This window comes from Sporolactobacillus shoreicorticis (assembly GCF_024125445.1).
In the GTDB taxonomy this organism is placed as follows: domain Bacteria; phylum Bacillota; class Bacilli; order Bacillales; family Sporolactobacillaceae; genus Sporolactobacillus; species Sporolactobacillus shoreicorticis.
The window spans coordinates 53,167-78,964 of record NZ_JAMXWM010000003.1 but is presented as its reverse complement, the minus strand read 5'-3'; the positions used below and the strand labels follow the sequence as shown (position 1 = coordinate 78,964).

Here is a 25,798-nt window from a genome sequence, read left to right as displayed (position 1 = left end):
AGGGTGAGGCCATACAATGGCAAATCGACGCTTGATCACAAAGGCCGTTCTTTATCTGATTCTGATTTTGCTGGCATTCATGATGGTTTTACCGCTTATTTGGATGTTTCTCAGTTCCTTTAAGACCGGAAGCGAAATTTTCGCTCAGCCGCCGGTGTGGATTCCGGAAACTTTTCAGTGGAAAAATTATTTAAACGCATTTAATTTGGCGCCCTTTGGTATTTATCTTGCCAACAGTCTGATCACTGCGACTGCAATCACGGTAATTCAAATCATGCTCTCGAGCATGATTGCCTACGGATTGACGCAGCTTGAGTTCAAGGGAAAGGCATTTCTATTTCAAAGTATGCTCTTAACGTATATGCTGCCGGCTGCTGTTACGTATGTTCCGAGCTATGTCATTCTGGCGAAGTTAGGGCTTCTTGATTCTTTAACCGGGATTGTTGTCTCAAACATCAGCAGCGTGTTCTCCATCTTTCTGCTCAGGCAGTCTTTTCTGAAAGTACCTAAGGAAATTGTTGAGGCAGCGCGTTCCGAAGGAGCAAACGACTGGCAAATCCTATGGAAAGTCATGTGTCCGATGTCGCTGTCAACGATCTTTACGCTGGCGATGATTACGTTTGTTGAAATGTATAACAATTATTTGTGGCCGTCGCTGATTGTGAAGAGTCAATCCAAGTATTTGATCACCGTCGGGCTGAATCAGTTTTTTACAACACAGGGAACCTTTCAAAATCAATGGGCAATGATTATGGCTGTCAATGTGATTTCTGTAGCTCCTCTCTTACTCTTATTCTTTATTTTTCAAAAGTGGTTTATCAAGGGAGTCGGAGACAGTGGGCTTAAAGGATAAAAAAATATTAAGGGAGATGGAAAAATTGAAACGATTGATGCTGCGAATGATGATTTTGGTGCTGGCGTTAAGTGTACTTGGCGGATGTGCTTCTGGAGCAGACGGGGACACGAGCAAATCTGGAAAAGTAAAAATAGACTATTGGTACGGTCTGGGCAGTGCGGCGGGCAAAAAAATGAAACAAATCATTGCGGAGTTTAATGCAACGCATAAAAACATTGAAGTGGTTGGCGTTTCACAACCGGATTATACAACGACTTATCAAAAACTTCAGGCCTCCATTACCTCAGGAAACGCACCGGGAATTGCGCTGCTTGATGCAGGATCAATGAATGATCTCGGTAAGAAAAAAGTGCTTGAATCGTTAGACAGCTATATTTCGTCCGATAAATCGATGAAGTCTGATGATTTTCTTCCGGTATTTACGAAACCGGCGGAAATCGGAGGCAAGACCTACGGACTTCCGGCTTACGGAACCACGCAGGTGACTTATTTCAGAAAAGACATCTTTAAAAAGGCGGGTGGCGGGTATTGATCCACAAAAAGCGTTTGCCAGCTGGGAAAACCTAACTGAAGCAGCAAAAAAAGTGAAACAAGGCAACTATGCTTCTTATGGCTATGAACCGATGTGGGGCGCAGATAATTTAATCGACGTTGCACTGAGCAACGGCGGAACAATTCTGAGTGCGGATGGCAAAAAAGTGACCATTGATTCACAGGAATGGATTGATGCATGGGAAATGATTCGCAAAGCCGTCTTTGTTGATAAAACGATGAAAATCAATTCCGGAGGACAGGGCTGGGAATATTGGTATAAGACGATTGATGATGTGATGAAAGGGCAATCAGCAGGATATACAGGTTCCTCAGGTGATAAAGGCGATCTCGATTTTACAAAAATTGATTCGGCGGTGCAACCTGGAATGGGCGGGAACACAGCCAAGCCGAATGTCGATGCGTTATATCTGACTATTCCGCATTCATTAACCGATGCACAGAAAAAAGCTGCTTACGAATTTGTTTCCTATTTTACGAGTCCGAAGGTAAACGCAAGCTGGGCGCAGGCGATTGGTTACATTCCTGTTCGCAATTCAGCGATGGATGATCCGACTTATGCCGCATTTCTAAAGAAAAACCCGTATGCAGCCGTTCCATTCAAACAGGCACAGCAAGGAACACCGCGTCTGCTCGATCCGACGGGCGGAAAAATCAACCAAGCTTTATCCGACGCTGCTGATCAGGTGGAACTGCAAAATGTTCCGGCAAAGACGGCACTCACAAAAGCGCAAAAAGCAGCACAGGCGGCACTCGACGCAGTTGACTAAAAATGAGGCGAAATGATGAAATTTATCTTAGAGCAGACAAAAACAAATAGTAATTCTCTATTCAAAAAATTTACGTTGCGGCTTGCACCGGAAACGTGCCGACTGTCAATCAAATGGACGCCCGAAGCAGGAAAATGGGGCAGCTATCAACTCGTCGATCCTAAAGGTGAGGTACGTGCTCACTACATCGGCGGGCGAACACCCCAGCCGGTCGTCCTTGGTCGTGATCGATGGCAGGCACCTTATACCATATCCGGACCCTTTCCCGAAGGCGAGTGGGTCGTGCATGTCGTTGTGTTGGGTACTGCGGGCAGCGAACCGCTTGGATGTTGGGGAACCATCGAGATCCAATGCTTCGATTCAGAAAAGGAATCAGAAGTGATCGAGAGTGATGAACAGCTCTGGTTTGATAATAAAAAAGCATCCTTTGATTTAGGTCTTTATCCGTGGAATCGGATGCTTGTATCTGAACATAGATGGTATAAAGGTGATCTTCATACACACACGATTTATTCTGATGGGAAAATGACTCGGGAAGAAAATAATGTGACGGCAAAGTGCAATCAATTGGATTTCTTTGTCGCAACCGATCACAATATTGTTCCAACGTCATGGCCTGTTTCCGATGTGCTTGTCATACCAGGTACGGAGGTGACCACACCAATCGGCCATTACAATCAGCTCGGTGCACGTAGAGACCCTTTTATTGGATCAGAAGAACAATTGGCCTTCACCAGCGATGGATTAAATCGGTTGCAGAAACGGTGCCGCAATCACGGTATTCTGAATTCAGTCAATCACCCGTTTCTAACGGAATGGAAATGGCTGGTCGGGAGCACGGATCTTTCCTTAATTGATTGTATTGAAATTTGGAATGATCCAACGTATAAAGCGAATCAGCAGGCAACTGAACGAGCACTTAAAGCATGGGAGATTATGCTCCAGGATGGTCGTCATGTTACCGGTGTCGGCGGGTCGGACAGTCATTTGCGTCCAAATGAGACTTATCCGGACAGTGAAGAGCCCTCACTTATCGGCGATCCGGGTACCTATGTCTATGCTTCTTGTCTGTCGGCAGATGAAATACTCAGTCAAATTAAAAAGGGGTGCGTCTTTGTCAGTCGTCACAATTGCAAGATTGACTTTAAGGTTAACGGAGAACGCCCGGGGACGGTGCTTCCTATAGAGTCGGACAAGCCCTATCAAGCAATGCTCCGAGTCGTTTTTGATCAGCCATATCGTGCGGAATGGATCGTTGACGGACAGATATTCAGCCGTTCAAAAGCTGTGCGAGTGGTGAAAACACTGACTTTTGAAAGGGCGGATTATCACTGGGTGCGCGTCAATATTCGCGACACATCGGGAAGACTGGTCGGTTTCACGAATCCGGTTTATTTCGGCAATAAACAACCTGTTTTACTAACATGGGGCGATGTATTGGAGAAAATGAATGATTAAAGGGATTCTTTTTGATAAAGACGGAACACTCATAAAATTTAACAAGCAATGGGTAAACTCGGTTGTTTTATTTCTTCGCCGGCTTCGTCCTGAGGTTGCCGGTACGGATCCGTATTTACTGAAAAAAATCGGCATAAAAGGCGAACGAGCAGTGGAAGGCGGGCTGATTGCCAGCGGGAGCACGAAGGATCTTGCACGGGTGATTGGAGGCTGGTATCAGCGTTCATCTGATGAAGTGCTGAAGGGTATGCGTCGTTTTTTTTACGAAGAATTAGTTGTTCATCCGGAATATATTGAGCCGATCGGTGATATTCGCTTTCTGTTTCAAGCGCTGAAACAGAAAGGCTATGCGCTCGGTATTGCAACAGGAGACGATTATTTACCAACCTTGCATACGCTGGATCAACTGGAAATCCTGCCGTATCTCGACTTTATCGGTACCTCAGATCATTTCAAAGAAAAGCCTTCAGGAGAAATGGCTTGGACATTTTGTAAAAACGCCCAATTAACAGCCGCTGAGGTTATTCACATTGGCGATACTGAAGTGGACATGGAGTTTGCTGATCACGTAGCTTTTGGTGTTGGTGTCCTTTCGGGCGTCTGTACGAAAAGAACGCTAGCAGGATTAACCGATTGCATTATTCCAACGGTGCATCAGTTGCTCGATCCGAATTGTCTGATCTTAAATCAAGATTGAATGATTCTATGGAACGGGCAGGCAATGATTTAAAAAGAAAACCTCAGAGCGAAGTGACTGCTCACTTCGTTCTGAGGTTTTTCGATGCGTGAACAGCTGATGCTCGCTTTTTTTATACTCCTTGTTCGAGCCGCGTGAGCATCTGGTCACGGAACGCATTGTCCGATTTGTTCCAAAGAACTTCGAATAAAACACCGAGTCCGGGCAGCATCTTTTCTTGACCGTCTTGAATCGCATCAACGACCGTGTCTTGAAGCTGTTTCTTGTCGTTACCGGACAGATTGTGCAGCACTGCGCGGCGAATGTCTAGATCCATGAATAGAAAACCCCTTTCTGTGAGCACTTAAAGCTGATGATATGGTATAGTATGGATAGTAAACGGACAAATATACTGGTCGAGATTGACAAAATAATAGTGGAAACGGGTAGGTGCGCAACGAAGAATTCGCTTGTTTCAAATGACGTGAGTTCTAGCTTTGCCATTGTACTGAATTTAAAGGAGCTCTTCTGTGTGAGACGAATGGTGTCATTGCAAAATGAAAAAGTAAAATTATGGAAAAAGTTGAAAATAAGAAAATGGCGCGATCGTGAGCATAAATATTTGCTTGAAGGGCCGCACTTAGTGCAAGAAGCGGTCTTTTCTGCGAAACAGCAGATTAACGCGATTTTGATTGATGAAGCGTTTCATCTGCCGACGGATTGGCCACTTGATTCGATTGAAATTTTTCAGGTTACTCATAAAATATTTACAGAACTGACGCAAACAGAAACACCGCAGGGCATCATTGCGATATGCGACATGAGCCAGGCAGCAGTCACTTTGCGGCCTGGCCGCTACTTACTCGTTGATGGGGTGCAGGACCCGGGGAATCTCGGAACATTGATTCGAACTGCGGATGCTTTTGGCCTTGATGCAATTTATCTTGGCGACGGCTGTGTCGATGGATACAATGCGAAAACTCTGCGCTCTGCTCAGGGCTCGCATTTTCACCTGCCGGTCATCCATAAAAATTTATTTAGTTTAGTTGATGAAATGAAGAAGCAGAAAATTCCATTGTACGGGTCTTCACTTCAAGGAAATGAGCTTCATCAGGTGCCGGTCAGCAGTCCGTATTATGGATTGGTCGTTGGCAACGAGGGGAACGGAGCTTCACCGAAATTGCTTGCCGTGATGGATCAGCAGGTAAAAATTCCAATGGCCGGCCGCGCTGAATCGCTAAATGTGGCCGTTGCCTCAGGTATTCTGTTGTACTGGCTTCAATCGGTAGGACTTGCATAACCGTTTGAAATTGCCTATACTAGGAAAAGACTCGTTCAGATGATTGAATTTATCATTGTTCGTGAACCCAATAAGGTAAAAACTGTGATGGAGAGCAGTAATTTGGTATCCGCCGTTCAGGGAGAGCGCGTCATCGACTGAAAGCGTGCTTATGATACGGACCGAACGAATTCGCTCCTAAGTTGCCGTTTGAAGCCGGCGGAGGCCGGTCTAGAATGGGCCGGCATTCGCCGTTAAATGTTTTCGAGTGGGTTATTTGGATTTTGCAAATGGCCAACAAGGGTGGTAACGCGACGCTTCGTCCCTTTTCAGGGGCGAGGCTTTTTTGGCTTTTTAGACGATACTCAAAAGTTCAGGAAAAAATGCTGCCGCATCTCATTTTTGGGAAAATTTGTAAAAAATAATTATACGTGAAGGGATGAAGGACATGTTAAAAGAAAAACTGCTTGAGCTGCGCGAACAGGCTTTGGCGAACATTAGTTCGGCAAATGGTTTGAAGGCGTTACAGGAAGCACAGATTCGTTTCCTAGGCAAAAAAGGGCCAATCACAGAAGTCATGAAAAGTATGGGCAAGCTTTCTGCTGAAGAACGTCCAGTTGTGGGACAATTGGCGAATGAAGTGCGCAAACTCATTGCGGCAAGAATTGAAGAAAAGAAGGCGGATCTGGAAGCAAAGCTGCTTGAGATGAAGCTGGAACATGAAAAAATTGATGTTACGCTGCCCGGAAGAAAAATAGCAACAGGCAGCCCTCATCTGCTTGCTTCAATTATTCAGGAGGTTGAAGATCTGTTCATCGGGCTTGGTTTTTCTATTGAAGAAGGTCCTGAAGTCGAACAAGATTATTACAATTTTGAAGCGTTAAATCTACCGAAGGATCATCCTGCCCGTGACATGCAGGATTCGTTCTATATTACTGATGAACTACTGATGCGCACACATACATCCCCTGTTCAGGCGCACACCTTGGAAAAGCATAAAGGAGTCGGTCCGGTTAAAGTTATTTGTCCCGGAAAGGTCTATCGCCGTGATAATGACGATGCGACGCACTCGCACCAATTCATGCAGATTGAAGGTCTTTATGTCGATCATCATGTACGCCTGAGTGATTTGAAGGGAATTCTGACCGTATTTGCAAAGCATATGTTTGGTGCGGATCGCGAAATCCGTCTTCGTCCAAGCTTTTTTCCTTTTACCGAACCGTCGGTAGAAATGGATATTTCCTGCTTCAGGTGCGGCGGGCACGGATGCAATGTCTGCAAAGGTACGGGTTGGATTGAAATTCTAGGGGCCGGCATGGTTCATCCCAATGTGCTGCGCATGTCCGGATTTGATCCAAGTGAGTATACAGGCTTTGCATTTGGGATGGGGCCGGAACGTATCGCAATGCTGAAATACGGCATTGAAGACATTCGTCATTTCTATACGAATGACATTCGTTTCTTGAGACAATTTAATCGGGCATAAGGGGAGAATGAGCGATGCTGGTTTCTTATAAATGGTTACAGGATTATGTGGATTTAAGCGGTATTACGCCGGAAGAATTAGCAGATAAAATTACAAATTCCGGGATTGAAGTGGAGCATATTGTTTATCCGGGAGAAGGCTTGAAAGGTATTGTTGTCGGCAAGGTTGAGTCTTGCGAGCAGCATCCTGAAGCAGAGAAGCTTCACCTGTGTCAGGTCGACCTCGGCGCGGAATCGGTGCAAATTGTTTGCGGCGCGCCGAATGTCGCCGCCGGACAGAAAGTTCCGGTTGCTACAGTTGGCGCAAGAATCGCCAATAATGTGAAGATCAAGCGAGCAAAGCTGCGCGGCGAGATTTCAAACGGCATGATCTGTTCGCTTGACGAACTCGGCTTCGATCATAATTATGTGCCCAAGGAATATGCGGACGGTATTTATGTTTTTGACGATGAGGTTCCAGTCGGTGCAGATGCACTTCCTTATTTGAATCTTGACGACGCAATTCTTGATTTGGATATTCTGGTGAACAGTGCGCACTGCATGAATATGATCGGGGTTGCTTATGAAGTCGGCGCAATTCTTGATCGTCCGATTAAATTGAAAAAGCCGGAAGTAATCGAATCCGACCAGCCGGCGAGTGAAAAAATCAGTATCTCTGTTGATGCCGGGGACAAGGTTTCTTATTATGGCGCCCGTGTCCTGAACAGCATAAAAGTCGCTCCGTCACCGCGCTGGATGCAGCTGCGTCTGATCAACGCCGGTGTCCGTCCGATCAGCAATGTCGTTGATGTTTCAAATTACGTGATGCTCGAATACGGGCAGCCGCTCCATACGTTTGATTTTGATCAATTCGGATCGGATCATGTACTTGTCCGCTTTGCCGGAGATCATGAAGAAATCACGACTCTTGACGGCCAGTTGAGAAAACTGACCGATGAGGATCTGCTCATAACCAATGGCAAAAAGGGTGTCGCCGTAGCAGGGGTTATGGGCGGTGAAAATACAGAGGTTTCACGTGCCACAGAGAATGTTCTGCTTGAAGCCGCAATCTTTGATCCGATCTCAATCCGCAAAACAGCGGCGAGACTTCAATTACGCTCAGACGCCAGCAGCCGCTATGAGAAAGGGCTTGACCGCAATCGAGTTGCGCTGGCAGCCGATCGGGCAGCCGAACTGCTCGTGCGATACGCTCACGCGACAGTGCTTAAAGGTATTGTCGAGGTTGGCGAACGAACGGTAGATGAGCATCAGATTACGATGCCTTGGCAAAAAATCAACCAAGTTCTAGGAGCGGATTTCACGTGTGAGCAGATCGTCGGGATATTGAGACGGCTTAATTTTATCGTTGATGTGGAAGATGAAACGATGCATGTATCCGTACCGGCCAGGCGCTTCGATGTGACGATTCCGGAAGATCTCGTCGAAGAAGTCGGACGTATTTACGGATACAATCATATTCCGGCGACACTTCCTGAAGGCACATCATCTCATGCATCGTTGACACCTTATCAGAAGATCCGCAGGAGAGTGGAGGGCTTAATGAACAGCATGGGCCTGACCCAGGCATACACTTATTCGCTTACATCGAAGGAAAATGCTTCTTTCTATGTGGTAAACAATCAGGGAGTAGAGCCGACACAAGTTGTTTGGCCGATGAGCGAAGAGCATGCGGCATTGCGCCAGAGTATCGTTCCTCAACTTATTAACGTTGCTCAATATCATCTGAACAGACAGATGCCGGATATTAAATTTTATGAAATCGGCAAAGTGTTCCTTCCGGTTAAAGGAGAAGCGAGACCGGCTGAGGAAGAGCATCTAGCAGGAATCATTACCGGGAAACGTACGGAAAGAAACTGGGAAGGTGAATCGGATGCGGTCGACTTTTTCTCAGTGAAAGGGATTGTTGAATCGCTGCTTGATTCTCTGGCTGTCGGTGATCAAATCGTTTATGCTCCATCGAAACGTGAAGGAATGCACCCGGGACAAACCGCAGACATTTTGTTTAAAGGTGAGGTTATCGGTTATCTTGGCACTCTCCATCCGAAGGTTGAGAAAGATTACGGATTAAGCGAAACCTTTGTTTTCGAGCTTGCCATTGAATCGCTGCTTCATCATGGAGAGGCGGACATCAAGTATCATGGATTGCCGCGCTTCCCGTCGACAACGCGTGATATCGCACTTGTGGTGAAACGAACGGTAGCCGCAGCTGATCTTGACCGTGTGATTCGCGAGAATGGGACTCCGCTGCTTAAATCTGTTCGCCTCTTTGATGTCTATGAAGGCAGTCATGTAGCGCCGGATGAGAAGTCGATGGCGTTCTCACTTGTCTATTTTGATCCGGAGCGAACCTTGACCGATGAAGAAGTGACCATCGTTCATGAAAAGATTGTCCGTGCCTGCGCGGAGCAGTTAGGTGCAGAGCTTCGAGGATAACAAATAAAAGAAGTAAAAGCCGATGTGACGAAAAATCACATCGGTTTTTTCGTGTGAAAAATTGTGAGGATCGTGATTAAAAAGCTCCGTTCAATTTGACTGTGATTCCCGCTTCGTTCAATACTTTTTTATAATCTTGAAGATCTTTCGCATGTAATTGCCGGACATCTTTCATTTCGTATTTGCGCCCCAATTCTGCGTACTTATTCAAACCAAATTGATGGAATGGGAGTAATTCAACCTTTGTGACACCGATACGTTTAAACAATTGACTGAAATGCGCGGCATCGCTTAGAGTGTCGTTAAAGCAAGGAATAATTGGAATTCTGACGATGAGCTTCTTCTGTGTCGTTAAAGCAGATTCAAGATTATGAATAATTATTTCATTATCAACGCCCGTTATCGCGCGATGTTTTTCGCTGTCCCAATGCTTTACATCATAGAAAATAAGATCCATGTACTTCATAAATTCTTGAAAGACAGCGGGCTTGGAAAATCCGGTTGTCTCACAAACGAGGTGAATGCCTTCATTTTTTATCACTTTTGCAAGTTCAATCGCAAAAGGAGCTTGATTAAGCACTTCTCCGCCTGAGAAAGTGACACCGCCATTTGATTCCTCATAGTAATCACGATCCTGTAAAATCATTTTAATAATTTCCGCAATGCTCTTGAATTCACCAACGACAGTAGTATTGCCGTTAACATGATCGTACATTTTTTCAGGACAGGCTCTTTGGGATTCGGGATTAGCGCACCAAGGACATCGCAGCGGGCAGCCCTTAAAAAAGATGACCGTTCGTATTCCGGGTCCGTCATTAAGACTGAATTTCTGTATATTAAAGATGAGTCCTTTTGAATGTCTCGTTTTATTATTGGTAAACGTTTTCAATTAAAATCGCCTCAATTCCTTTTCATCGTCTTTATTTTAACATGATATTTACGTAAGAAATGTTAATAAGTTGTGAAAGAAATATATTGATCATTCAATTGTGATAAACTGAAGGAAACAATTGAAAGGAGATTGTTATTTTGACTACAGAATTAACGACACGTGAAAATGATTTATTGAATATCGTTAATAACCGAACGAAAATAGATGTAAATGAATTGGCAGAACTGTTAAGCGTTTCGAAGGTGACGATTAGGAAAGACTTAGACCGTTTGGAATCAAAGGGACTGTTGCAGCGGAAACATGGCTACGCGATGATGAATAATGTTGACAATATCAGCTATCGATTGGCAAATCATTACGAAGTAAAGAAGAAAATTGCACAGCTAGCAGTTCAGTCAATACAAGATAATGAAACAATTATGATCGAATCAGGTTCCACTTGTGCCCTGCTGGCAGAAGAAATTGCCGCAACTAAAGAAAATGTCACAATTATAACGAATTCTTTTTTCATTGCGTCTCTTGTGGGTAAATACAATAGCGTTCGAATCGAACTGCTTGGAGGATCCTACCAAAGCGAGTCACAAGTGACGGTCGGACCGATTGCAAAACAGAATTTAACTAATTTTTTTGTTGATAAACTATTTATCGGCACGGACGGATTTGACCGAACTATCGGTTTCTTTGGAAATGATATCATGAGAGCAGAGATGGTCCAAACCATGGCGAAATCAAGCAAGCATGTCATTATTCTTACGGATTCCAGTAAGTTTAATGAAAAAAGTTTCGTGAAGCAATTTAATGTGCAAGCCATTCACGAGGTCTATACGGACAGTGGGTTGGACGAAAAAACAAGTGCTTTTCTCTCAGATAATGGCATACGTCTGCATACCGTTTAAAAAAGTTTAAAAATGCACAAATGATCATTAATGTTAAAGTTGAATGGAATTGCCAAAAACCATTGTTTACGCTTACATTAGATGCTATTATAATTTCGAAAGAAATCTTATATTGATTCTTATGAAAATGATCAGGAGGGCTTAATTATGACAGCAGGCTCAATGATTCAAGCGCAAGCAAAAAGATCGGCGCATTTCGGAGAATTAACACCGAAGATGAAACGATTCCGCAATTCAATTCTTGACGCCAAACCATTTATTGATGCTGAACGTGCAGTTCTTGTGACACAGAGTTATAAGGAACATGCAGATAAACAGCTGGATCTTAAGCGTGCTTATATGCTTGAGAATATATTGGAACACATGACAATCTACATTGAAGACGATACATTGATTGCAGGAAATCAGGCACGAAAAAATCGCTGGGCACCTGTTTTTCCGGAATACTCAATGAACTGGGTGATTGATGAACTGGAACGGTTTGAGAAACGTCCGGGTGACGTCTTTTACATTACTGAAGAAACAAAGAAACAATTAAGAGAGATTGCGCCTTCCTGGAAACATAATACGCTAGAGGATCGCGGGCTGGCCGCCTTTCCGCCGCACAGCAAAATTTTTTATGATCTGGGTATCATCGGTGCAGACGGCAATATTACTTCAGGCGACGGTCATCTTGCCGTTGACTATAAAAATGTGATCAATTACGGGCTAAAATCGTATGAAAAGCGTGTTAAAAATGCATTGAATCATTTGAATTTGACTGATATTGAAGATCAGAAGAAATTGTATTTTTATGAAGCAAGTCTGAATGTAATTAAAGCAGTACGGGATTTTGCAAAGCGTTATGCGAATTTGGCAGCTGAGAAAGCTGAGGCGGAAAAGAGCCCACAGCGTCAAACGGAGTTAAAGAAAATGGCTCAGATTTTGAATAAAATTCCTTACGAGCCGGCAGATACTTTTTATGAAGCTGTGCAATCGATTTGGCTCATTCATCTTGTTCTTCAGATTGAATCCAATGGTCATTCGGTATCCTACGGGCGGATGGATCAGTACCTGTTTCCTTTCTATCGGCGTGACGTTGATCGCGGAATTCTGACAGATGAACAGGCGACGGAATTGCTGACTAACCTTTGGATGAAGACGCTGACTATTAACAAAGTACGCTCATGGGGACACACAGAATTCAGTGCGGGAAGTCCTTTGTATCAAAATGTTACGATTGGCGGGCAGACTCCAGATAAGAAGGATGCGGTAAATGGTCTATCCTATCTTATTTTACGGAGTGTCGCCCAGGCACATTTGACGCAGCCGAATTTAACTGTTCGCTATCATCGCGGTTTAAGTGACGCATTCATGCGTGAATGCATCGAGGTAATCAAGCTGGGCATGGGCATGCCTGCGTTTAACAATGATGAAGTCATCATTCCATCGTTTATCAAACGCGGGGTAAAAGAAGAAGATGCGTACAATTACAGCGCGATCGGTTGTGTGGAGACGGCAGTTCCGGGGAAATGGGGTTATCGTTGTACAGGCATGAGCTTCATTAACTTCCCGCGTACACTGCTCATCATCATGAACAATGGTGTCGATCCGGAAACGGGAAAGAAACTGCTTGAAGGCAGCGGCCATTTTGTCAATATGGTATCTTACGAGGAGCTTGAGAAGGCTTGGGACAAAGGGCTTCGCGAAATCACAAGGCAGAGTGTAATCATTGAAAATTCATGCGATCTGGTGCTTGAGCAGGATTGCCCGGATATTCTCTGTTCGACATTGACTGATGACTGTATTGGACGCGGAAAAACAATCAAGGAAGGCGGTGCAGTCTATGACTTTATCAGCGGATTGCAGGTTGGTATTGCTAATCTTGCTGATTCGCTGAGTGCTGTCAAAAAACTGGTTTACGATGAAAAGAAGATCAGCCGCGAGGAGTTGTGGGAGGCACTAACCAATGATTTTGCCGACGAAAAAGGGGAAAAAATCCGTCAGATGCTGCTGAGCGGTGCCCCCAAATACGGTAATGATGATGATAATGTCGATGAGCTGATTCGCAATGCTTATCAGCCGTATATTGATGAGATTGCGAAATATAAAAATACACGCTACGGGCGTGGCCCGATCGGCGGACTTCGCAATGCCGGCACGTCGTCTATTTCTGCGAATGTCGGGCAAGGTCACAGCACACTTGCTACTCCGGATGGTCGCCATGCCCGAACCGCACTTGCTGAAGGATGCTCGCCGGAGCATTCGATGGACCATAACGGACCGACAGCAGTTTTTAAATCCGTATCGAAATTGCCGACAACAGATATTACGGGCGGCGTGCTTCTGAACCAGAAAATGTCGCCGCAGATTCTACAGAATGAAGAAAACTGCATGAAACTGGTATCGTTGATCAGAACTTTTTTCAATAGATTGCACGGGTACCATGTTCAATATAATATCGTCTCTCGTGAAACACTGATTGATGCCCAAAAGCATCCGGAAAACCATCGCGATTTAATTGTTCGGGTCGCCGGCTATTCTGCGTTTTTCACCGGTCTTTCAAAAGAAACACAGGATGATATTATTGCGCGAACGGAGCAGCCATTGTAATAGTAACAATAAGCAGCCTCCGGAGACAGATGTGTATCATCCTATGCTTCCGTGGCTGTTCGTTTATCCTGAGAAAAGACATGAACCATAATGTGATAGATATGGGTTCATGTCTTTTTTTAGTGTTGCTATCTTTTACCCCAAGCCGCTGACAACTGTTTTGATATGAGCACTTTCAAAGAACTCCTTAATTGTGTTTATTTCCTCCTGCTTGAGTAGCGGTGTGTCTTTCAGGTGATAGCTGCGTTTCAAGTAATGGTATTTGCTGCTTCCATATTGATGAAAGGGCAAAATATGAATCTCTTCAATTCCAAGGCCGGTCACGTAATTTCCGATCTGCCTCAAATTTTCCAGCGGTGTCGTATATCCGGGAATCAGCGGCACTCTTGGAATAACTCGTGCCGTTGAGTTCAATGCTTCTTCAAAATTTTGCTTGATCATGCCGATCTTTTCACCGATGATCTGTCTGGCTTTGTCTGGATTCATAATTTTTAAGTCGAACAGGACTTGGTCGGTGTAGTGCAGCACTTTGCGGATTTGTTTCAGAGGAAGCGCGCCGGTGGTTTCAATCGCGGTGTTGATCCCGAGCGCCTTTACTTCCTTTAAGAGTTCCGCCGCAAAGTCAGCCTGCATCAGAACCTCGCCACCGGACAGGGTCACGCCGCCATTTGACGTGCGATAAAAGATCTCATTTTTTTCCACTTCATGGAGTACGTCATCGACTGACATCCATTTGCCTAAAGATTCTTCCGCACCGTTTTTCATCCAGACAGATGTGCGAACAGAACCTTGTGATTCTGGGTTTGAACACCAGGGACATTTGAGCGGACACCCCTTGAGAAAAACAATCGTGCGTATGCCCGTTCCGTCGTGAATCGAGTAGCGCTGAATGTTGAATACAAGGCCTCGTGTCATAACGCATTTCCTTTCTTATAGGACATGCTCGCAGCGAGCAATAATATCGTCCTGAATCCTTTTGTTCAGATCGACGAAAAATGCTGAATAACCGGCGACGCGGACGATAAGCCCGGCGTATTTTTCCGGATGCTTCTGTGCGTCGAGCAATGTATCCTGTGATTGCACGTTAAACTGGACATGTCTGATTTTCAGTTTGGTAAACGCCATGAGAAAATCGGCAAATTTATGAATTCCCGATGGGCCCTGCAGCGTGCTTGGCTGAATTTCAGGTTGAGCAGGCTGCCGTTAACGCAGAGCACATTATCAATCTTGCTGACAGATTTTAGGACAGCTGTCGGGCCGAGTCTGTCGCGTCCGACCATTGGCGAAAGCCCCCCGTCGGCCAGCTGATCATGAGCCCTTCTTCCATCCGGCGTTGCGCCGACATCTTCACCAAGCGGGATATGGGCGGAAACGGTGTATGCTCCTGCGTTGAATTCACCGCCTCGAATATTCCGGTATTTACCAAGTTCAAGTGCGTAATGACGGAAAATTTTTGCGGCGATCATATCAATCTCCGGATTATCGTTGCCGTATTTATCGAAGTCATGGATCACATGGTTTTGCAGATTCTTGTATTTCCCCTCAAAGTCAGCCTCAAGTGCATCCACCAATTCACTAAATTTCATTTCATGCTGTTCAAAAACAAGCTTCTTAATGACAAAAAGCGAGTCTGCCAGATTTGCTTCACCGATGCCTTGAACACCAGAAAAATTGTAACGCGCTCCTCCCTCGGTAATATCTTTACCGTTGTCGATGCAATCTTCGACAAGCGCAGAAAGAAAAGGAATCGGCGCGAATTCACGGTGAGCAAGGTCAACAATATCAGATCCGATGGTGACATCTTTTACGTAACCGTCAATTCGTTTTAAGAGATACGCAACAAGCCGGTCAAAGGTCAAATCATCGCGATCTCGTAATTCGTATAGACTGATTTCCATGACGCGCAAGAAGTTAAACAAAGCAATGTCGTGCAAGCCATAGGTCTTCCCGGGAATCGTTGTTTCCACACAACCGACCACCGCATAATCGCGAGCATCATCCAAAGAAACACCTTTGCTGAGGAAACCCGGAATAATGACCTCATCGTTGAAAACTTGGGGAATGCCGGTGCCGAGACGAATGGTTTCACATGTTTTGTTTAGGAATCGGCGCGGAATCAGCTCATTGATCCGAACAGAAAGATTGGGCTGTGGCAAGCGGATGCTGTGATACAGATCCAGCATCAAGTAGGACAGCTCGTTTACTGATGACTGACCGTATTGCTCAAGACCGCCCAGCGCTACGGTATAGCCAGTTGGGAATCCGGCGAAGCATTTGGCACTTTCGCGGCTTCTTAAAAGCACGACATCATTGGTTTTAATGTAGAAATCCCCGAGCACCTCACGAATAAAAAATTCCGGAGCGCCTTCTTCGACTGATCTTTTATAAAAAGGATAGAGATATTGGTCCATCCGCCCGAGTGAAAGCGAGGAAGCATTTGATTCATATTGTCCGACAATGCTTGTCATCCAAAGTAGCTGCAGTGCCTCATAGAAGCTTTGCGGCTTCTGACTGCTCAGTCGCTTGCACATGTCGGCCATTTCCAGCAGTTCCACTTTCCGTGCTTCAGTAATTTCAGTGCTCTTGGCTTCTCTGAGTGCCTCAATGCGGTAACGTAAGAAGTGACGAGCCATCGCCTCAAAAATAACTTTGGTGGCTGTGAAAAAATAATTTGATGGCGTAGCCTTGCTTTTTCTGCTTAACAAATCAATATAGTAACCGACACCATGGTTCAAGATGGCTTGAAAATCTATAATAATATGTCCCTGCCCCTTGTCGGTTTGATTCAGCTTGATCACAAGATCATCTACAGCCTTTTGGGCATTCTTTGGGATTTTCCCATTTATAAAATCCTTCATGGAACGTCCAGACCAGTAGGGCAGTAATTGTTCGCGATAGACGCGTTTGTCCGCTTCGGTAAAATCGAATGCATCCTGCGGGCGGGTATGGATGGTGTCAATTTCCTTCATAATCCAATAGGGATCCATCTCAGGAGATAAAATGCCGCTTCTCGGTCTGACGGTTCGGTTGCCGACCAATAGTTCACCGGGACGAATATTGATTTTTACATGGTCAAGAATATAGGCCGTTGCTTTTGCGCGCCGAATGATCTGCGGTTCTCCTTCTGTTTGCTTATGGCTTTCCGTAAAAAGAATTGCCCGCTCAAGAGAAATTCGCCGTTCGTTTTGAAACAGGAAGGTTTTCATTTTATCAAGAAGACTTTCTGTTCTTTTATTCATGAAGTTATTAGCTGAAACCGCATACAATTCAGTCATTAATGTTCATCCCTTCATAATCGAATAAGAAACTCTGAATTCAGACAAAGGATAGTGTTTTGTTGAGTATTTTGTGCAGAATTTAAGAGCCGCTGCAGCTGCAGCCTTTTTTACAAGAGATAAAAAAGTATAAGATTTTGCCTCGTTTTCAAACGAATAGACCGGAGTCTTGGCTGAGAATCAAAGCGGAGGTACGAGACGCCTGCGGGACCGGGCGCTTTTTTGGCCCTGTTTTTCTTATCTATCTACATCCTCATTATAAAGAATATAACGAAATATTCAATGAAAAACTTGGAATTTAAAATAGATAACACATAAGTGCCAACTTTTATAATGAATTATAGCGATTTCATGGTATAATTGATTCAATTAAAAGATCGGGGCGTTTACATGTGAAGGCATCAGAAATTCAGCAACGGCGCGAACAGATAACACAGCTGCTCATCGAAAATAAAAAAATAAAGGTTAGGCAGCTGGTTGAACACTTCCATGTGTCAGATGAGACAATTAGAAAAGATCTGAAATACTTGGAAGAACAAGGAATCTCTAAAACGATTTATGGGGGAGCTGTGCTTGATCAATCGGATGCGATCGAACCGGTAATCAATCGAACGACCACGTTTCTAGATGACAAGACAAAAATTGTGAAAGCTGCGCTTGAATTTTTACCTGAAACATCTTGTGTCATCGGACTTGATCAAGGGAGTACTATTGCTCTTCTCGCGCGATATCTTAATCATTATCAGGGAAAGACTGTCCTCACCAGTTCTTTGACTGCAATCATGGAGTTAATGAATGGGAGCAATGACTTTTACTGTGTCGGCGGTCATTACAGTAAGACGGATATGTCATTTCAGGGAAACTTTACAGGCCAGGCACTCAATGATATCCGCATTGATATTGGATTTTTCGGATCCAGTGGTGTCATGAACCGAGACGGTTTTTGTACATCGAGTTTTGCAGATGCCGAAATGAAGCGTGCACTGCTTGCAAAATGCCAAATGAACATTGTTCTGCTTGATCACTCGAAATTTTTTAAAAGTTCATTTGTTAAGGCAGCTGATTGGGGAAATGTTGACTGTGTGATTACGGATAAGCATGCACCTGAAGAAATGCTTGAACCGATAGCAGCAAAGACAAAAGTCATCATTGCAAATTGAGATGGGGATATTTGCGAATGCTGAGCTGATCCCAATCATAATACATTGATCTGCGATTCGAGGGTGAGGTACTGTGGAAAAAAATAAAAAGCGTTTGTTAACGAAAATAGCTTATCTTTATTATATTAAGGGCAAGACGCAGAGCGAGATTTCGAAAGAATTGAACATTTACCGGACGAGCATCAGCCGTATGTTGACTCAGGCGAGAGCAGAGGGTATTGTCGCTATCCAGATCCATGATTTTGATTCTGAAATTTATGAACTCGAGTCCCAGCTGCAAAAGGCTTTTCACATGAGAGAGGTCGTGGTCATTTCAACGAGCAGGAATGATACGGAAACCGAAAAAAATGAAAAACTAGCAGAAGAAGCAGCCTTTTATTTAAAGCAGCTGATCAAGGGTGGAGAAACGGTTGGATTGAGTTGGGGTTCCTCACTTGCGAGCATGATCGGCAAACTGAAAGGAGTCAAAAAAACAAACGCAACGTTTGTTCCTGTTGTTGGCGGGCCGAGCCATGTGAATTCACGCTATCATGTGAACGCGATTATTTATGATCTTGCGAGGCACTTTGGCGGAGAAAGCATCTTTATTAACGCGGGAGCCATTCAAGATTCCAAGATGCTGCGCGATGCGATTATGAATGGACATGATTTTCAGGAGATTAAGTCTTATTGGGAGCGGTTGGACATCGCTATGTTCGGCATTGGCGGACCATTGAACAGTAAACAAACCAGCTGGCGTGATTATTTAACTGTTGTGGATAATCATAACTTGGCAAATCATCAAGCCATTGGCGACTTTTGCTGCAGATTCTTTGATGCTGATGGACATATTCTGAAGGGGAGTATCTATAATCGTACGATCGGAATTGATCCGGAATTGTTGGCAAAAGTGCCCTATTCAATTGGTGTTGCACGTTCGATAGATAAAGTGCCATCTATTTATGCCTTACTGCAGACCAAGTATTTAAACACGTTAATTACGGATAGTGAAACTGCCCAAGCGATTATAAAAACGGCAGGCTTGTGATTAATTCGTGCACATATGTGCACGAATATCTGTCTTTTATTTCAAGAAATCGCTTGTTATCAGGATTTTTTACGCACAGGAGAATATTAATCTTGTGGGAATCTGTAAGTATAATTCATTTCGTGCTACGATGAAAACGTAATCAATAAAGGTGAATAAAAAATCACAAATGTGCAAATATCGGAAAGGGAGTGTTCGATATGGAATTCCTGCTTGATACGATTCATTTGGACGCGATTAAGCGATATGTTAAGGTGATTCCACTTGCCGGAGTGACCTCTAATCCGTCCATTGTAAAAAAAGAAGGCAAAATTGATCTGTTCACGCATTTGAAAACTGTTCGCTCGATTATAGGAGATCAGGCATCACTTCATGTTCAGGTCGTCTCAGAAGATACGGAGGGCATGATCAAGGATGCACATACCGTGTTAGAAAATGTGGATCGAAATGTGTATATTAAAGTTCCGGTAACCGAGGCGGGTTTAGCTGCCATCAAACAATTGAAGCAAGAAAATGTAAACGTTACCGCAACAGCGATCTATACGAAATTTCAGGGCTATTTGGCCATCCAGGCAGGTGCTGATTATATAGCTCCTTATTTTAACCGGATGGAAAACATGAACATTGATGCCAAAGCGTCAGTGGCAGAACTGGCTAAAGCCATTGAACGAACAGACAGCCGTACAAAAATTCTTGCCGCCAGCTTTAAAAATGTAGGTCAGGTCAACGCTGCATTTGAAGCAGGTGCTCAAGCAGCGACCATGAGCGCAGATATTTTGACTGCTGCTTTAGGAATGCCGGCCATCAATAAAGCGGTCACTGATTTCACCGCCGATTGGGAATCCGTTTTCGGAAAAGGGGAAACGATTTATACCTTGGCAAAGGACGCGGTTACTGCCGGTAAATAAGCTGTTGGATAAACAAGATGCATGGTATTAAAAAAGGATGACAATTTTGTCATCCTTTTTTTTGCAAGATAAGTATAAGATTTTGCCCGTATTTAAATGGATAAACCAGTGTTTTGGCCGAAAATCAACGCGGAGGTGCGAGACTGCCAGCGGGATCAGGTGCCAGCCAGACCCCGCAGATTTCTGCTTGTCTGAGGAGTCTTGCGGTGCAACCGAAGCGATGATTCAGTACCGTTAAGACATGAATAGACGGAAAAATTACCTTTATTAAGAAAATGAACGAAAAAAAAGCTTAAATAGACGGAGAAATTCCGCTTATCGAATCGAAAAACGTGAAAATAGAGGATTTTTCTTTACATAACCGGAAAAATTACCCTTATTTGCCCGCGAAACAAGCTCAAGGTGCAAATAACTGGAATATCTCCGCTTATTTTTTACTCGTTACTTAATGAAGGACCAGAATGCTTCATGCAACGCGAAAGCCACCGCATTCTGCGGAAGTAAGGAACAGGCGCTTTTTGCCCGGTTTTTCTTACTGTTGATAGATGGATGTTTGATTAGTGTAAAGGCAGATTGATTGGTCATCAATGGAATCATTGTAATGAAAGCCGGATGGTCTGTAATCAGGAGCAATGAAACGTCACAAAAACTGTTTTTAGTGTTGGCGAATCGCCAAACACATTTTTCATCTGTCGTCGTTTCTGATATGATAAAACTAAAAAGTGTCAACGTGTGCCTTGTTTTATCTGGGACGGCGCTCACCTTACATAGGAAAGAGAGTTGGGATCGATCTTATGCTTCTCACACTCATTATATTGATCATACTCGCATCCGGATTTTTTAATGGGTTTCGTCGCGGTCTGATTTTGCAATTGGTTCATCTTGCGGGCTTTGTCATTGCCTATATCGTTGCGATGATCTATTTTAAGCCGCTTGCGGGAACGTTGAAATTTTGGATTCCATTCCCTTCGTCGGCTTCTCAAAGCGATCTGTTTCAATTCCTTGGGAACATGGACCTGCAGACTGCTTATTATCGGGCAATCGCTTTTATTATATTATTTATCGCCACAAAGATTGTTTTGACAATCCTAGGTTCAATGCTGAATTTCCTTGCTGAACTGCCGATTCTCCGTTCTGTCAATCATTTGAGTGGAGCGCTGATTGGTTTTGTTGAAGCCTATTTAATTATTTTCTTCTTGCTGTACGCCGGTTCACTGACACCGGTCGGCGGAATTCAATCGGCGATTGATCAATCGTCGTTGGCGCAATCAATGATTAGGAGTACCCCTTACTTTTCAAATATGCTTAAAGAGATGTGGGTCGCATTCGCAGGTTGGATGGGCTGAGTCAGCGGAGCTATCATTTGCACGATATAAAAGGTGAAGATTGTGAACAAAAAGCAAATTATAAATCAACTGGATACAATTGCACTGTATCTGGAAATAAAGGGTGAAAACCCGTTTAAAGTCGCTGCTTATCATCGCGCAGGTCTTGCATTGGAGAATGATCCGCGTTCGATGGCAGGAATGAGTGACTTAAGTAAAATCAAAGGAATCGGCAAATCGACGGCACAGGTCATTGAGGAATTACTGGCGCGAGGCGAATCGTCTGTCTTGTTGGCACTTGAAAAAGACATACCTCATAGTTTGCTTGATCTTCTTCGTTTGCCCGGACTCGGTGGGAAAAAGATTGGGAAGTTGTATCGTGAGCTCGGCGTTGTTGATCGCGATACCTTGAAAGATGCCTGCGAGCAGGGGAAAGTCAGCCAATTGGCAGGGTTCGGGAAAAAAACGGAAGAACATCTGTTGCAATCACTGAATGAACAGCGTCAACGCCCGAAGGAACTGCCGATTCCTTATATGATTGATCTTGCTGATCAAATCGAGCGAGTGCTGCGTTCAGTCGAGATGGTGAATCGTTTTTCATGCGCGGGCAGCCTCAGACGAGCAAAAGAAAAAATGAAGGATTTGGATTTTGTTATTGAGACCGCTGATCCCAAGGCGGTTGCGCGGCAGCTGCTTGAGAAATTACCGATGCATGAAATTGTCGGACAAGGCGATGCGAAGATGACGGTTCTGCTTGGTGATCCGAATCAAGTATCTGTTGATTTTCGCTTTGCTACGCAGGACATCTATGCGTCGATGCTGCTGCATTTTACCGGGTCAAAGGAGCACAATGTTCTTCTGCGCAGACTGGCCAAGGAACGCAATGAAAAAATCAGTGAATATGGTATTGAGCGCGAAGACGGCTCCATGCGTACTTTTCAAAACGAAGCGGATATCTATCACTATTTTGGGCTGAATTTTATTCCACCCCAGGCACGTGAAGGAGCATTTGAATTGGAGCGGGCGGAAAAAGGTCCTTTAAATTTAATCAAGCTATCAGATATTAAAGGCGATCTGCACATGCACTCGACGTGGAGCGACGGGGCAAACACGATCGCTGAAATGGCAGAGGCGATGCGTTCGAAAGGTTACGCCTACGCATGTCTGACTGATCATTCTCAATCGCTTCGTGTTGCGAATGGTCTGAGCCCAGAACGTCTATTAGAACAAAATGAAAAAGTGAAGAAAATGAATCAGCATTATGATGATTTTACGCTTTTTTCGGGTATTGAAATGGATATTTTGCCTGATGGATCGCTGGATTATTCGGACGATGTCCTGAGCAGATTGGATTTTGTCATTGCTTCCATCCATTTTTCTTTTTCACAGGATAAGAATCAGATTATGAAGCGTCTGGAGAATGCCTGCCGAAATCCTTATGTACGTCTGATCGCACACCCGACCGGACGTATGCTTGGAAAACGACACGGATACGCCGTTGATGTAAAACGGTTGATTGAATTAGCTAAGGAAACCGGAACGGCGCTTGAATTGAATGCCAGTCGGTTCCGATTAGATTTATCGTCAGAGTGGCTCGGCAGGGTGCAGGAGGCGGGCGTAAAAATCGCGATTAATACGGACAGTCATTCGTTAGACATGATGGATGATATGAAGTTGGGGGTTGAGACAGCCATTCGGGCCGGTATCAAGCCGCACAACGTTATAAACACCTGGCCAATCGATCAACTTATGATTTTTCTTAAGAATAAAAAAGTAATTTGAATGATGAGCATCCTCAATAGAGGGAGATGTTATTTGTGAATGAACATGCACTGAGAATACTTGATTATGAAAAAATTAAACAGCAGTTAATGCATTATACCGCTTCCTCATTGGGAAAAAAAAGAATTGCGGATCTGAGGCCCGCAGACAGCTTGAATGAAGTTAAACGAATGCAGGAGGAAACCGATGAAGGGGCAACGGTACTCCGATTAAGGGGATCTGTGCCTTTTGGCGGCATTACTGATGTCCGTCAAGCGCTAAAACGTTGCAAGATAGGCGGTATTCTTCAGGCAAAAGAACTGATCGATATTGCCGACACCATTCGCGGTGCCCGCTTGATGAAAAATTTTATTGCGGATTTGGTCGAGGAAAGAGAACTTGAACTTCCCATTTTGATGGAGCTCGTGAATTCGATTGATCCTCCGGGCAGTTTGGAACGTAAAATCCGCAGTGCAATCGATGATCAAGGCAGCGTCATGGACTCGGCAAGCCCGGCTTTGCGTCATATACGTGGCCAGATCCGAACCTTTGACAGCAGGGTGAAGCAGAAACTGGAGAGTATCGTCCGTTCAAGCGGAACTGCGAAAATGCTTTCCGAACAGATTATTACCATTCGTAATGATCGGCAGGTAATTCCGGTCAAGCAGGAATATCGCGGATCTTTCGGCGGTATTGTCCACGACCAGTCTGCATCAGGTGCAACTTTGTTTATTGAACCGCAAGCGATCGTTGATTTAAATAATCAGCTCAGTGAAGCACGAGCAAAAGAACGGCATGAAATTGAGCGGATTTTGCGTGCGCTCTCGGAAGAAACGGCCGAATTTGCCGAACCGATGCTGGAGAATGTTGAGGTTCTGGCGCAGCTCGACTTCATCTTTGCCAAAGCCGCATACGGACATCAGATGAAAGCGACACGTCCGAAACTGAATGACAGAGGTATGATCCGTCTGAAAAAAGCACGCCATCCGCTGATTAGTCAGAATCATGTTGTCCCGATTGATGTCGTATTTGATGAGCACACGCACGCACTCATTGTCACGGGACCGAATACCGGCGGAAAAACGGTGTCGCTGAAAACGATTGGTCTGCTCACGCTCATGGCTCAATCCGGACTTCAAATACCAGTTGAAGAAGAATCAGAAGCGAGTATATTCCGTGAAGTCTTTGCCGATATTGGCGATGAACAATCGATTGAGCAGAGTCTCAGCACGTTTTCTTCGCACATGACGAACATTGTTAAGATCTTGAAGCAGGTTGATTTTAACAGTCTCGTTCTCTTCGACGAATTAGGTGCAGGCACTGACCCTCAGGAAGGGGCAGCTTTGTCTATGTCGATTCTCGATGCCGTTTATGGTAAAGGGGCAACAATTGTCTGTACGACTCACTACAGCGAATTAAAAGCGTATGCATACGAACGACCGGGCGTCATGAATGCGAGCGTTGAATTCGATGTGGAAACGCTGAGCCCGACGTATCGCCTGCTTCTTGGTGTTCCGGGACGAAGCAATGCGTTTGAAATTTCACGGAAATTAGGCTTGCCGGCCGACATTATCGATGGTGCCAGACTTCAGATCAGCCGCGAGACCAACCAGGTTGATAAAATGATTGCTTCACTGGAAAAGAATCGCAAAGCGGCCGAAATGGAAGAAGAAAAAGCGCGCAGGCTGAAACTTGAGGTAGAGGCCAAAGAAGCGGATCTCTCTAGACGTCTGAATGAATTGGAACAGTCAAAAGAGGATATTCTGAAGAAGGCGCGTGAGAAAGCAGAGCATGCGCTTAAGGATGCACGGCGTGAAGCAGAAGAAATTATTAACGAGCTGCATCAATTTAAGAATAACGGTTCAGTCAAGGAGCATCAGCTCATTGACGCTAAAACCAAATTAGCGCATGCGCTGGATTCCCTTGAACAACAAGATATACCCAATACTTCGGAACCTGTTCACAAATCGGTTTCAGGATTTCAGCCGGGCGACACCGTTAAAATAATCAGCTTTGGCCAGAAGGGCTACATTGTCGATAAAATCAGTGATCAGGAATATTTGGTTCAAGCAGGTATTCTGAAAATGAATGTGAAAGCAAGCGACTTGAAAAAGGTTAAAGAAGAGAAGAAGATCAAACCGGTCGTTAATGTGCGTACTTCAGGACAAACGGTGCGTCCCGAGCTGGATCTGCGTGGCGAGCGTTATGAAGATGCGATGCTTAAGGTTGAGAAATATTTGGACGAGGCGATGCTTGCAGGCTATGCACGTGTCTCGATCATTCATGGCAAGGGCACCGGTGCACTGCGCAAAGGTGTCACTCAATTAATTGATCGGCATCCTCGTGTGAAGACAGCCCGTCTCGGTGCCCAGGGCGAGGGCGGCAGCGGTGTGACCGTCGTTGAATTCAAGTAATGTATGCGCCAAGCTGAATAATGGCATCTCGTGTTGGCA

19 protein-coding genes and 1 pseudogene are annotated in these 25,798 nt (G+C 44.6%); 16 read left to right on the top strand and 4 right to left on the bottom strand.

The features are described from left to right. The first annotated feature begins 16 nt into the window (after positions 1-16). From NIE88_RS03310 to NIE88_RS03290, 5 genes are read left to right on the top strand one after another with little or no spacing between them, the layout of a single operon-like run. Positions 17-853 (top strand): carbohydrate ABC transporter permease, encoded by an 837-nt coding sequence (locus NIE88_RS03310; RefSeq protein ID WP_253058764.1) that lies wholly within the window; start codon positions 17-19, stop codon positions 851-853. Beyond that, complete coding sequence (locus tag NIE88_RS03305) at positions 837-1,388, top strand: extracellular solute-binding protein (protein ID WP_253058762.1); 552 nt, start codon at positions 837-839, stop codon at positions 1,386-1,388. Before NIE88_RS03310 ends, NIE88_RS03305 begins: the two co-directional genes overlap by 17 nt. After that, the gene (locus NIE88_RS03300) at positions 1,375-2,178 is read left to right on the top strand and encodes an extracellular solute-binding protein (RefSeq protein WP_253058760.1); all 804 of its coding nucleotides are present in this window, start codon (positions 1,375-1,377) and stop codon (positions 2,176-2,178) included. The genes NIE88_RS03305 and NIE88_RS03300 overlap by 14 nt, the downstream gene beginning before the upstream one ends. 15 nt (positions 2,179-2,193) lie before the next feature. Then, on the top strand, positions 2,194-3,636 hold the full coding sequence (locus tag NIE88_RS03295; protein ID WP_253058758.1) for a CehA/McbA family metallohydrolase: 1,443 nt from the start codon (positions 2,194-2,196) through the stop codon (positions 3,634-3,636). After that, entirely contained in the window at positions 3,629-4,333 is a 705-nt protein-coding gene (locus NIE88_RS03290; RefSeq protein WP_253058756.1) for an HAD family hydrolase, read from the top strand. The genes NIE88_RS03295 and NIE88_RS03290 overlap by 8 nt, the downstream gene beginning before the upstream one ends. A gap of 112 nt (positions 4,334-4,445) precedes the next feature. Here the strand turns inward: NIE88_RS03290 and sspI are convergent, their stop codons facing one another. Further along, a complete protein-coding gene (sspI, locus tag NIE88_RS03285; protein ID WP_253058754.1) occupies positions 4,446-4,649 on the bottom strand; it encodes a small acid-soluble spore protein SspI in 204 nt (67 codons plus the stop codon). Between the two features lie 204 nt (positions 4,650-4,853). On the opposite strand from sspI, the gene NIE88_RS03280 reads away from it, so the two are divergent. The 3 genes from NIE88_RS03280 (at position 4,854) to pheT (ending at position 9,509) form a co-directional block, all read left to right on the top strand. Continuing rightward, on the top strand, positions 4,854-5,612 hold the full coding sequence (locus NIE88_RS03280) for a TrmH family RNA methyltransferase (RefSeq protein ID WP_253059218.1): 759 nt from the start codon (positions 4,854-4,856) through the stop codon (positions 5,610-5,612). A 427-nt stretch (positions 5,613-6,039) separates the two neighbouring features. Next, entirely contained in the window at positions 6,040-7,077 is a 1,038-nt protein-coding gene (pheS, locus tag NIE88_RS03275; RefSeq protein WP_253058752.1) for a phenylalanine--tRNA ligase subunit alpha, read from the top strand. A gap of 14 nt (positions 7,078-7,091) precedes the next feature. Then, complete coding sequence (gene pheT, locus NIE88_RS03270; RefSeq protein ID WP_253058750.1) at positions 7,092-9,509, top strand: phenylalanine--tRNA ligase subunit beta; 2,418 nt, start codon at positions 7,092-7,094, stop codon at positions 9,507-9,509. Positions 9,510-9,585: 76 nt separating this feature from the next. Here pheT and NIE88_RS03265 read toward each other — a convergent pair whose 3' ends face one another. Further along, the gene (locus NIE88_RS03265) at positions 9,586-10,398 is read right to left on the bottom strand and encodes a glycyl-radical enzyme activating protein (protein ID WP_253058748.1); all 813 of its coding nucleotides are present in this window, start codon (positions 10,396-10,398) and stop codon (positions 9,586-9,588) included. Positions 10,399-10,538: 140 nt separating this feature from the next. On the opposite strand from NIE88_RS03265, the gene NIE88_RS03260 reads away from it, so the two are divergent. Next, on the top strand, positions 10,539-11,297 hold the full coding sequence (locus NIE88_RS03260; RefSeq protein WP_253058737.1) for a DeoR/GlpR family DNA-binding transcription regulator: 759 nt from the start codon (positions 10,539-10,541) through the stop codon (positions 11,295-11,297). 147 nt (positions 11,298-11,444) lie between these two features. Next, positions 11,445-13,889, top strand: coding sequence for a glycyl radical protein (locus tag NIE88_RS03255; protein WP_253058735.1), 2,445 nt, complete (start codon positions 11,445-11,447; stop codon positions 13,887-13,889). 135 nt (positions 13,890-14,024) lie between these two features. Here NIE88_RS03255 and NIE88_RS03250 read toward each other — a convergent pair whose 3' ends face one another. Further along, positions 14,025-14,804, bottom strand: a complete 780-nt coding sequence (locus tag NIE88_RS03250; protein WP_253058733.1) for a glycyl-radical enzyme activating protein — start codon at positions 14,802-14,804, stop codon at positions 14,025-14,027. 15 nt (positions 14,805-14,819) lie between these two features. Continuing rightward, a pseudogene (locus NIE88_RS03245) lies at positions 14,820-17,095 on the bottom strand (formate C-acetyltransferase). Between the two features lie 461 nt (positions 17,096-17,556). Here NIE88_RS03245 and NIE88_RS03240 point away from each other — a divergent pair. From NIE88_RS03240 to NIE88_RS03215, 6 genes are all read left to right on the top strand, one after another. Continuing rightward, positions 17,557-18,324: a DeoR/GlpR family DNA-binding transcription regulator gene (locus NIE88_RS03240; protein WP_253058731.1), complete on the top strand. Its 768-nt coding sequence runs from the start codon at positions 17,557-17,559 to the stop codon at positions 18,322-18,324. A 73-nt stretch (positions 18,325-18,397) separates the two neighbouring features. Beyond that, positions 18,398-19,351, top strand: coding sequence for a sugar-binding transcriptional regulator (locus NIE88_RS03235; RefSeq protein WP_253058722.1), 954 nt, complete (start codon positions 18,398-18,400; stop codon positions 19,349-19,351). Positions 19,352-19,551: 200 nt separating this feature from the next. After that, on the top strand, positions 19,552-20,259 hold the full coding sequence (locus tag NIE88_RS03230) for a fructose-6-phosphate aldolase (protein ID WP_253058720.1): 708 nt from the start codon (positions 19,552-19,554) through the stop codon (positions 20,257-20,259). A gap of 794 nt (positions 20,260-21,053) precedes the next feature. Continuing rightward, positions 21,054-21,605: a CvpA family protein gene (locus NIE88_RS03225; protein ID WP_253058719.1), complete on the top strand. Its 552-nt coding sequence runs from the start codon at positions 21,054-21,056 to the stop codon at positions 21,603-21,605. Positions 21,606-21,638: 33 nt separating this feature from the next. Further along, positions 21,639-23,366 (top strand): DNA polymerase/3'-5' exonuclease PolX, encoded by a 1,728-nt coding sequence (polX, locus tag NIE88_RS03220; protein WP_253058717.1) that lies wholly within the window; start codon positions 21,639-21,641, stop codon positions 23,364-23,366. Positions 23,367-23,401: 35 nt separating this feature from the next. Further along, positions 23,402-25,759: an endonuclease MutS2 gene (locus tag NIE88_RS03215; protein WP_253058715.1), complete on the top strand. Its 2,358-nt coding sequence runs from the start codon at positions 23,402-23,404 to the stop codon at positions 25,757-25,759. Positions 25,760-25,798 lie beyond the last annotated feature (39 nt).

Coding starts and splice junctions, on each gene's coding strand:
- NIE88_RS03295 (WP_253058758.1), top strand. CDS start 2,194: ATGAAATTTATCTTAGAGCAGACAAAAACAAATAGTAATTCTCTATTC.
- pheS (WP_253058752.1), top strand. CDS start 6,040: ATGTTAAAAGAAAAACTGCTTGAGCTGCGCGAACAGGCTTTGGCGAAC.
- NIE88_RS03225 (WP_253058719.1), top strand. CDS start 21,054: ATGCTTCTCACACTCATTATATTGATCATACTCGCATCCGGATTTTTT.
- sspI (WP_253058754.1), bottom strand. CDS start 4,649: ATGGATCTAGACATTCGCCGCGCAGTGCTGCACAATCTGTCCGGTAAC.
- NIE88_RS03310 (WP_253058764.1), top strand. CDS start 17: ATGGCAAATCGACGCTTGATCACAAAGGCCGTTCTTTATCTGATTCTG.
- NIE88_RS03255 (WP_253058735.1), top strand. CDS start 11,445: ATGACAGCAGGCTCAATGATTCAAGCGCAAGCAAAAAGATCGGCGCAT.
- pheT (WP_253058750.1), top strand. CDS start 7,092: ATGCTGGTTTCTTATAAATGGTTACAGGATTATGTGGATTTAAGCGGT.
- NIE88_RS03230 (WP_253058720.1), top strand. CDS start 19,552: ATGGAATTCCTGCTTGATACGATTCATTTGGACGCGATTAAGCGATAT.
- NIE88_RS03250 (WP_253058733.1), bottom strand. CDS start 14,804: ATGACACGAGGCCTTGTATTCAACATTCAGCGCTACTCGATTCACGAC.
- NIE88_RS03290 (WP_253058756.1), top strand. CDS start 3,629: ATGATTAAAGGGATTCTTTTTGATAAAGACGGAACACTCATAAAATTT.
- NIE88_RS03280 (WP_253059218.1), top strand. CDS start 4,854: ATGGTGTCATTGCAAAATGAAAAAGTAAAATTATGGAAAAAGTTGAAA.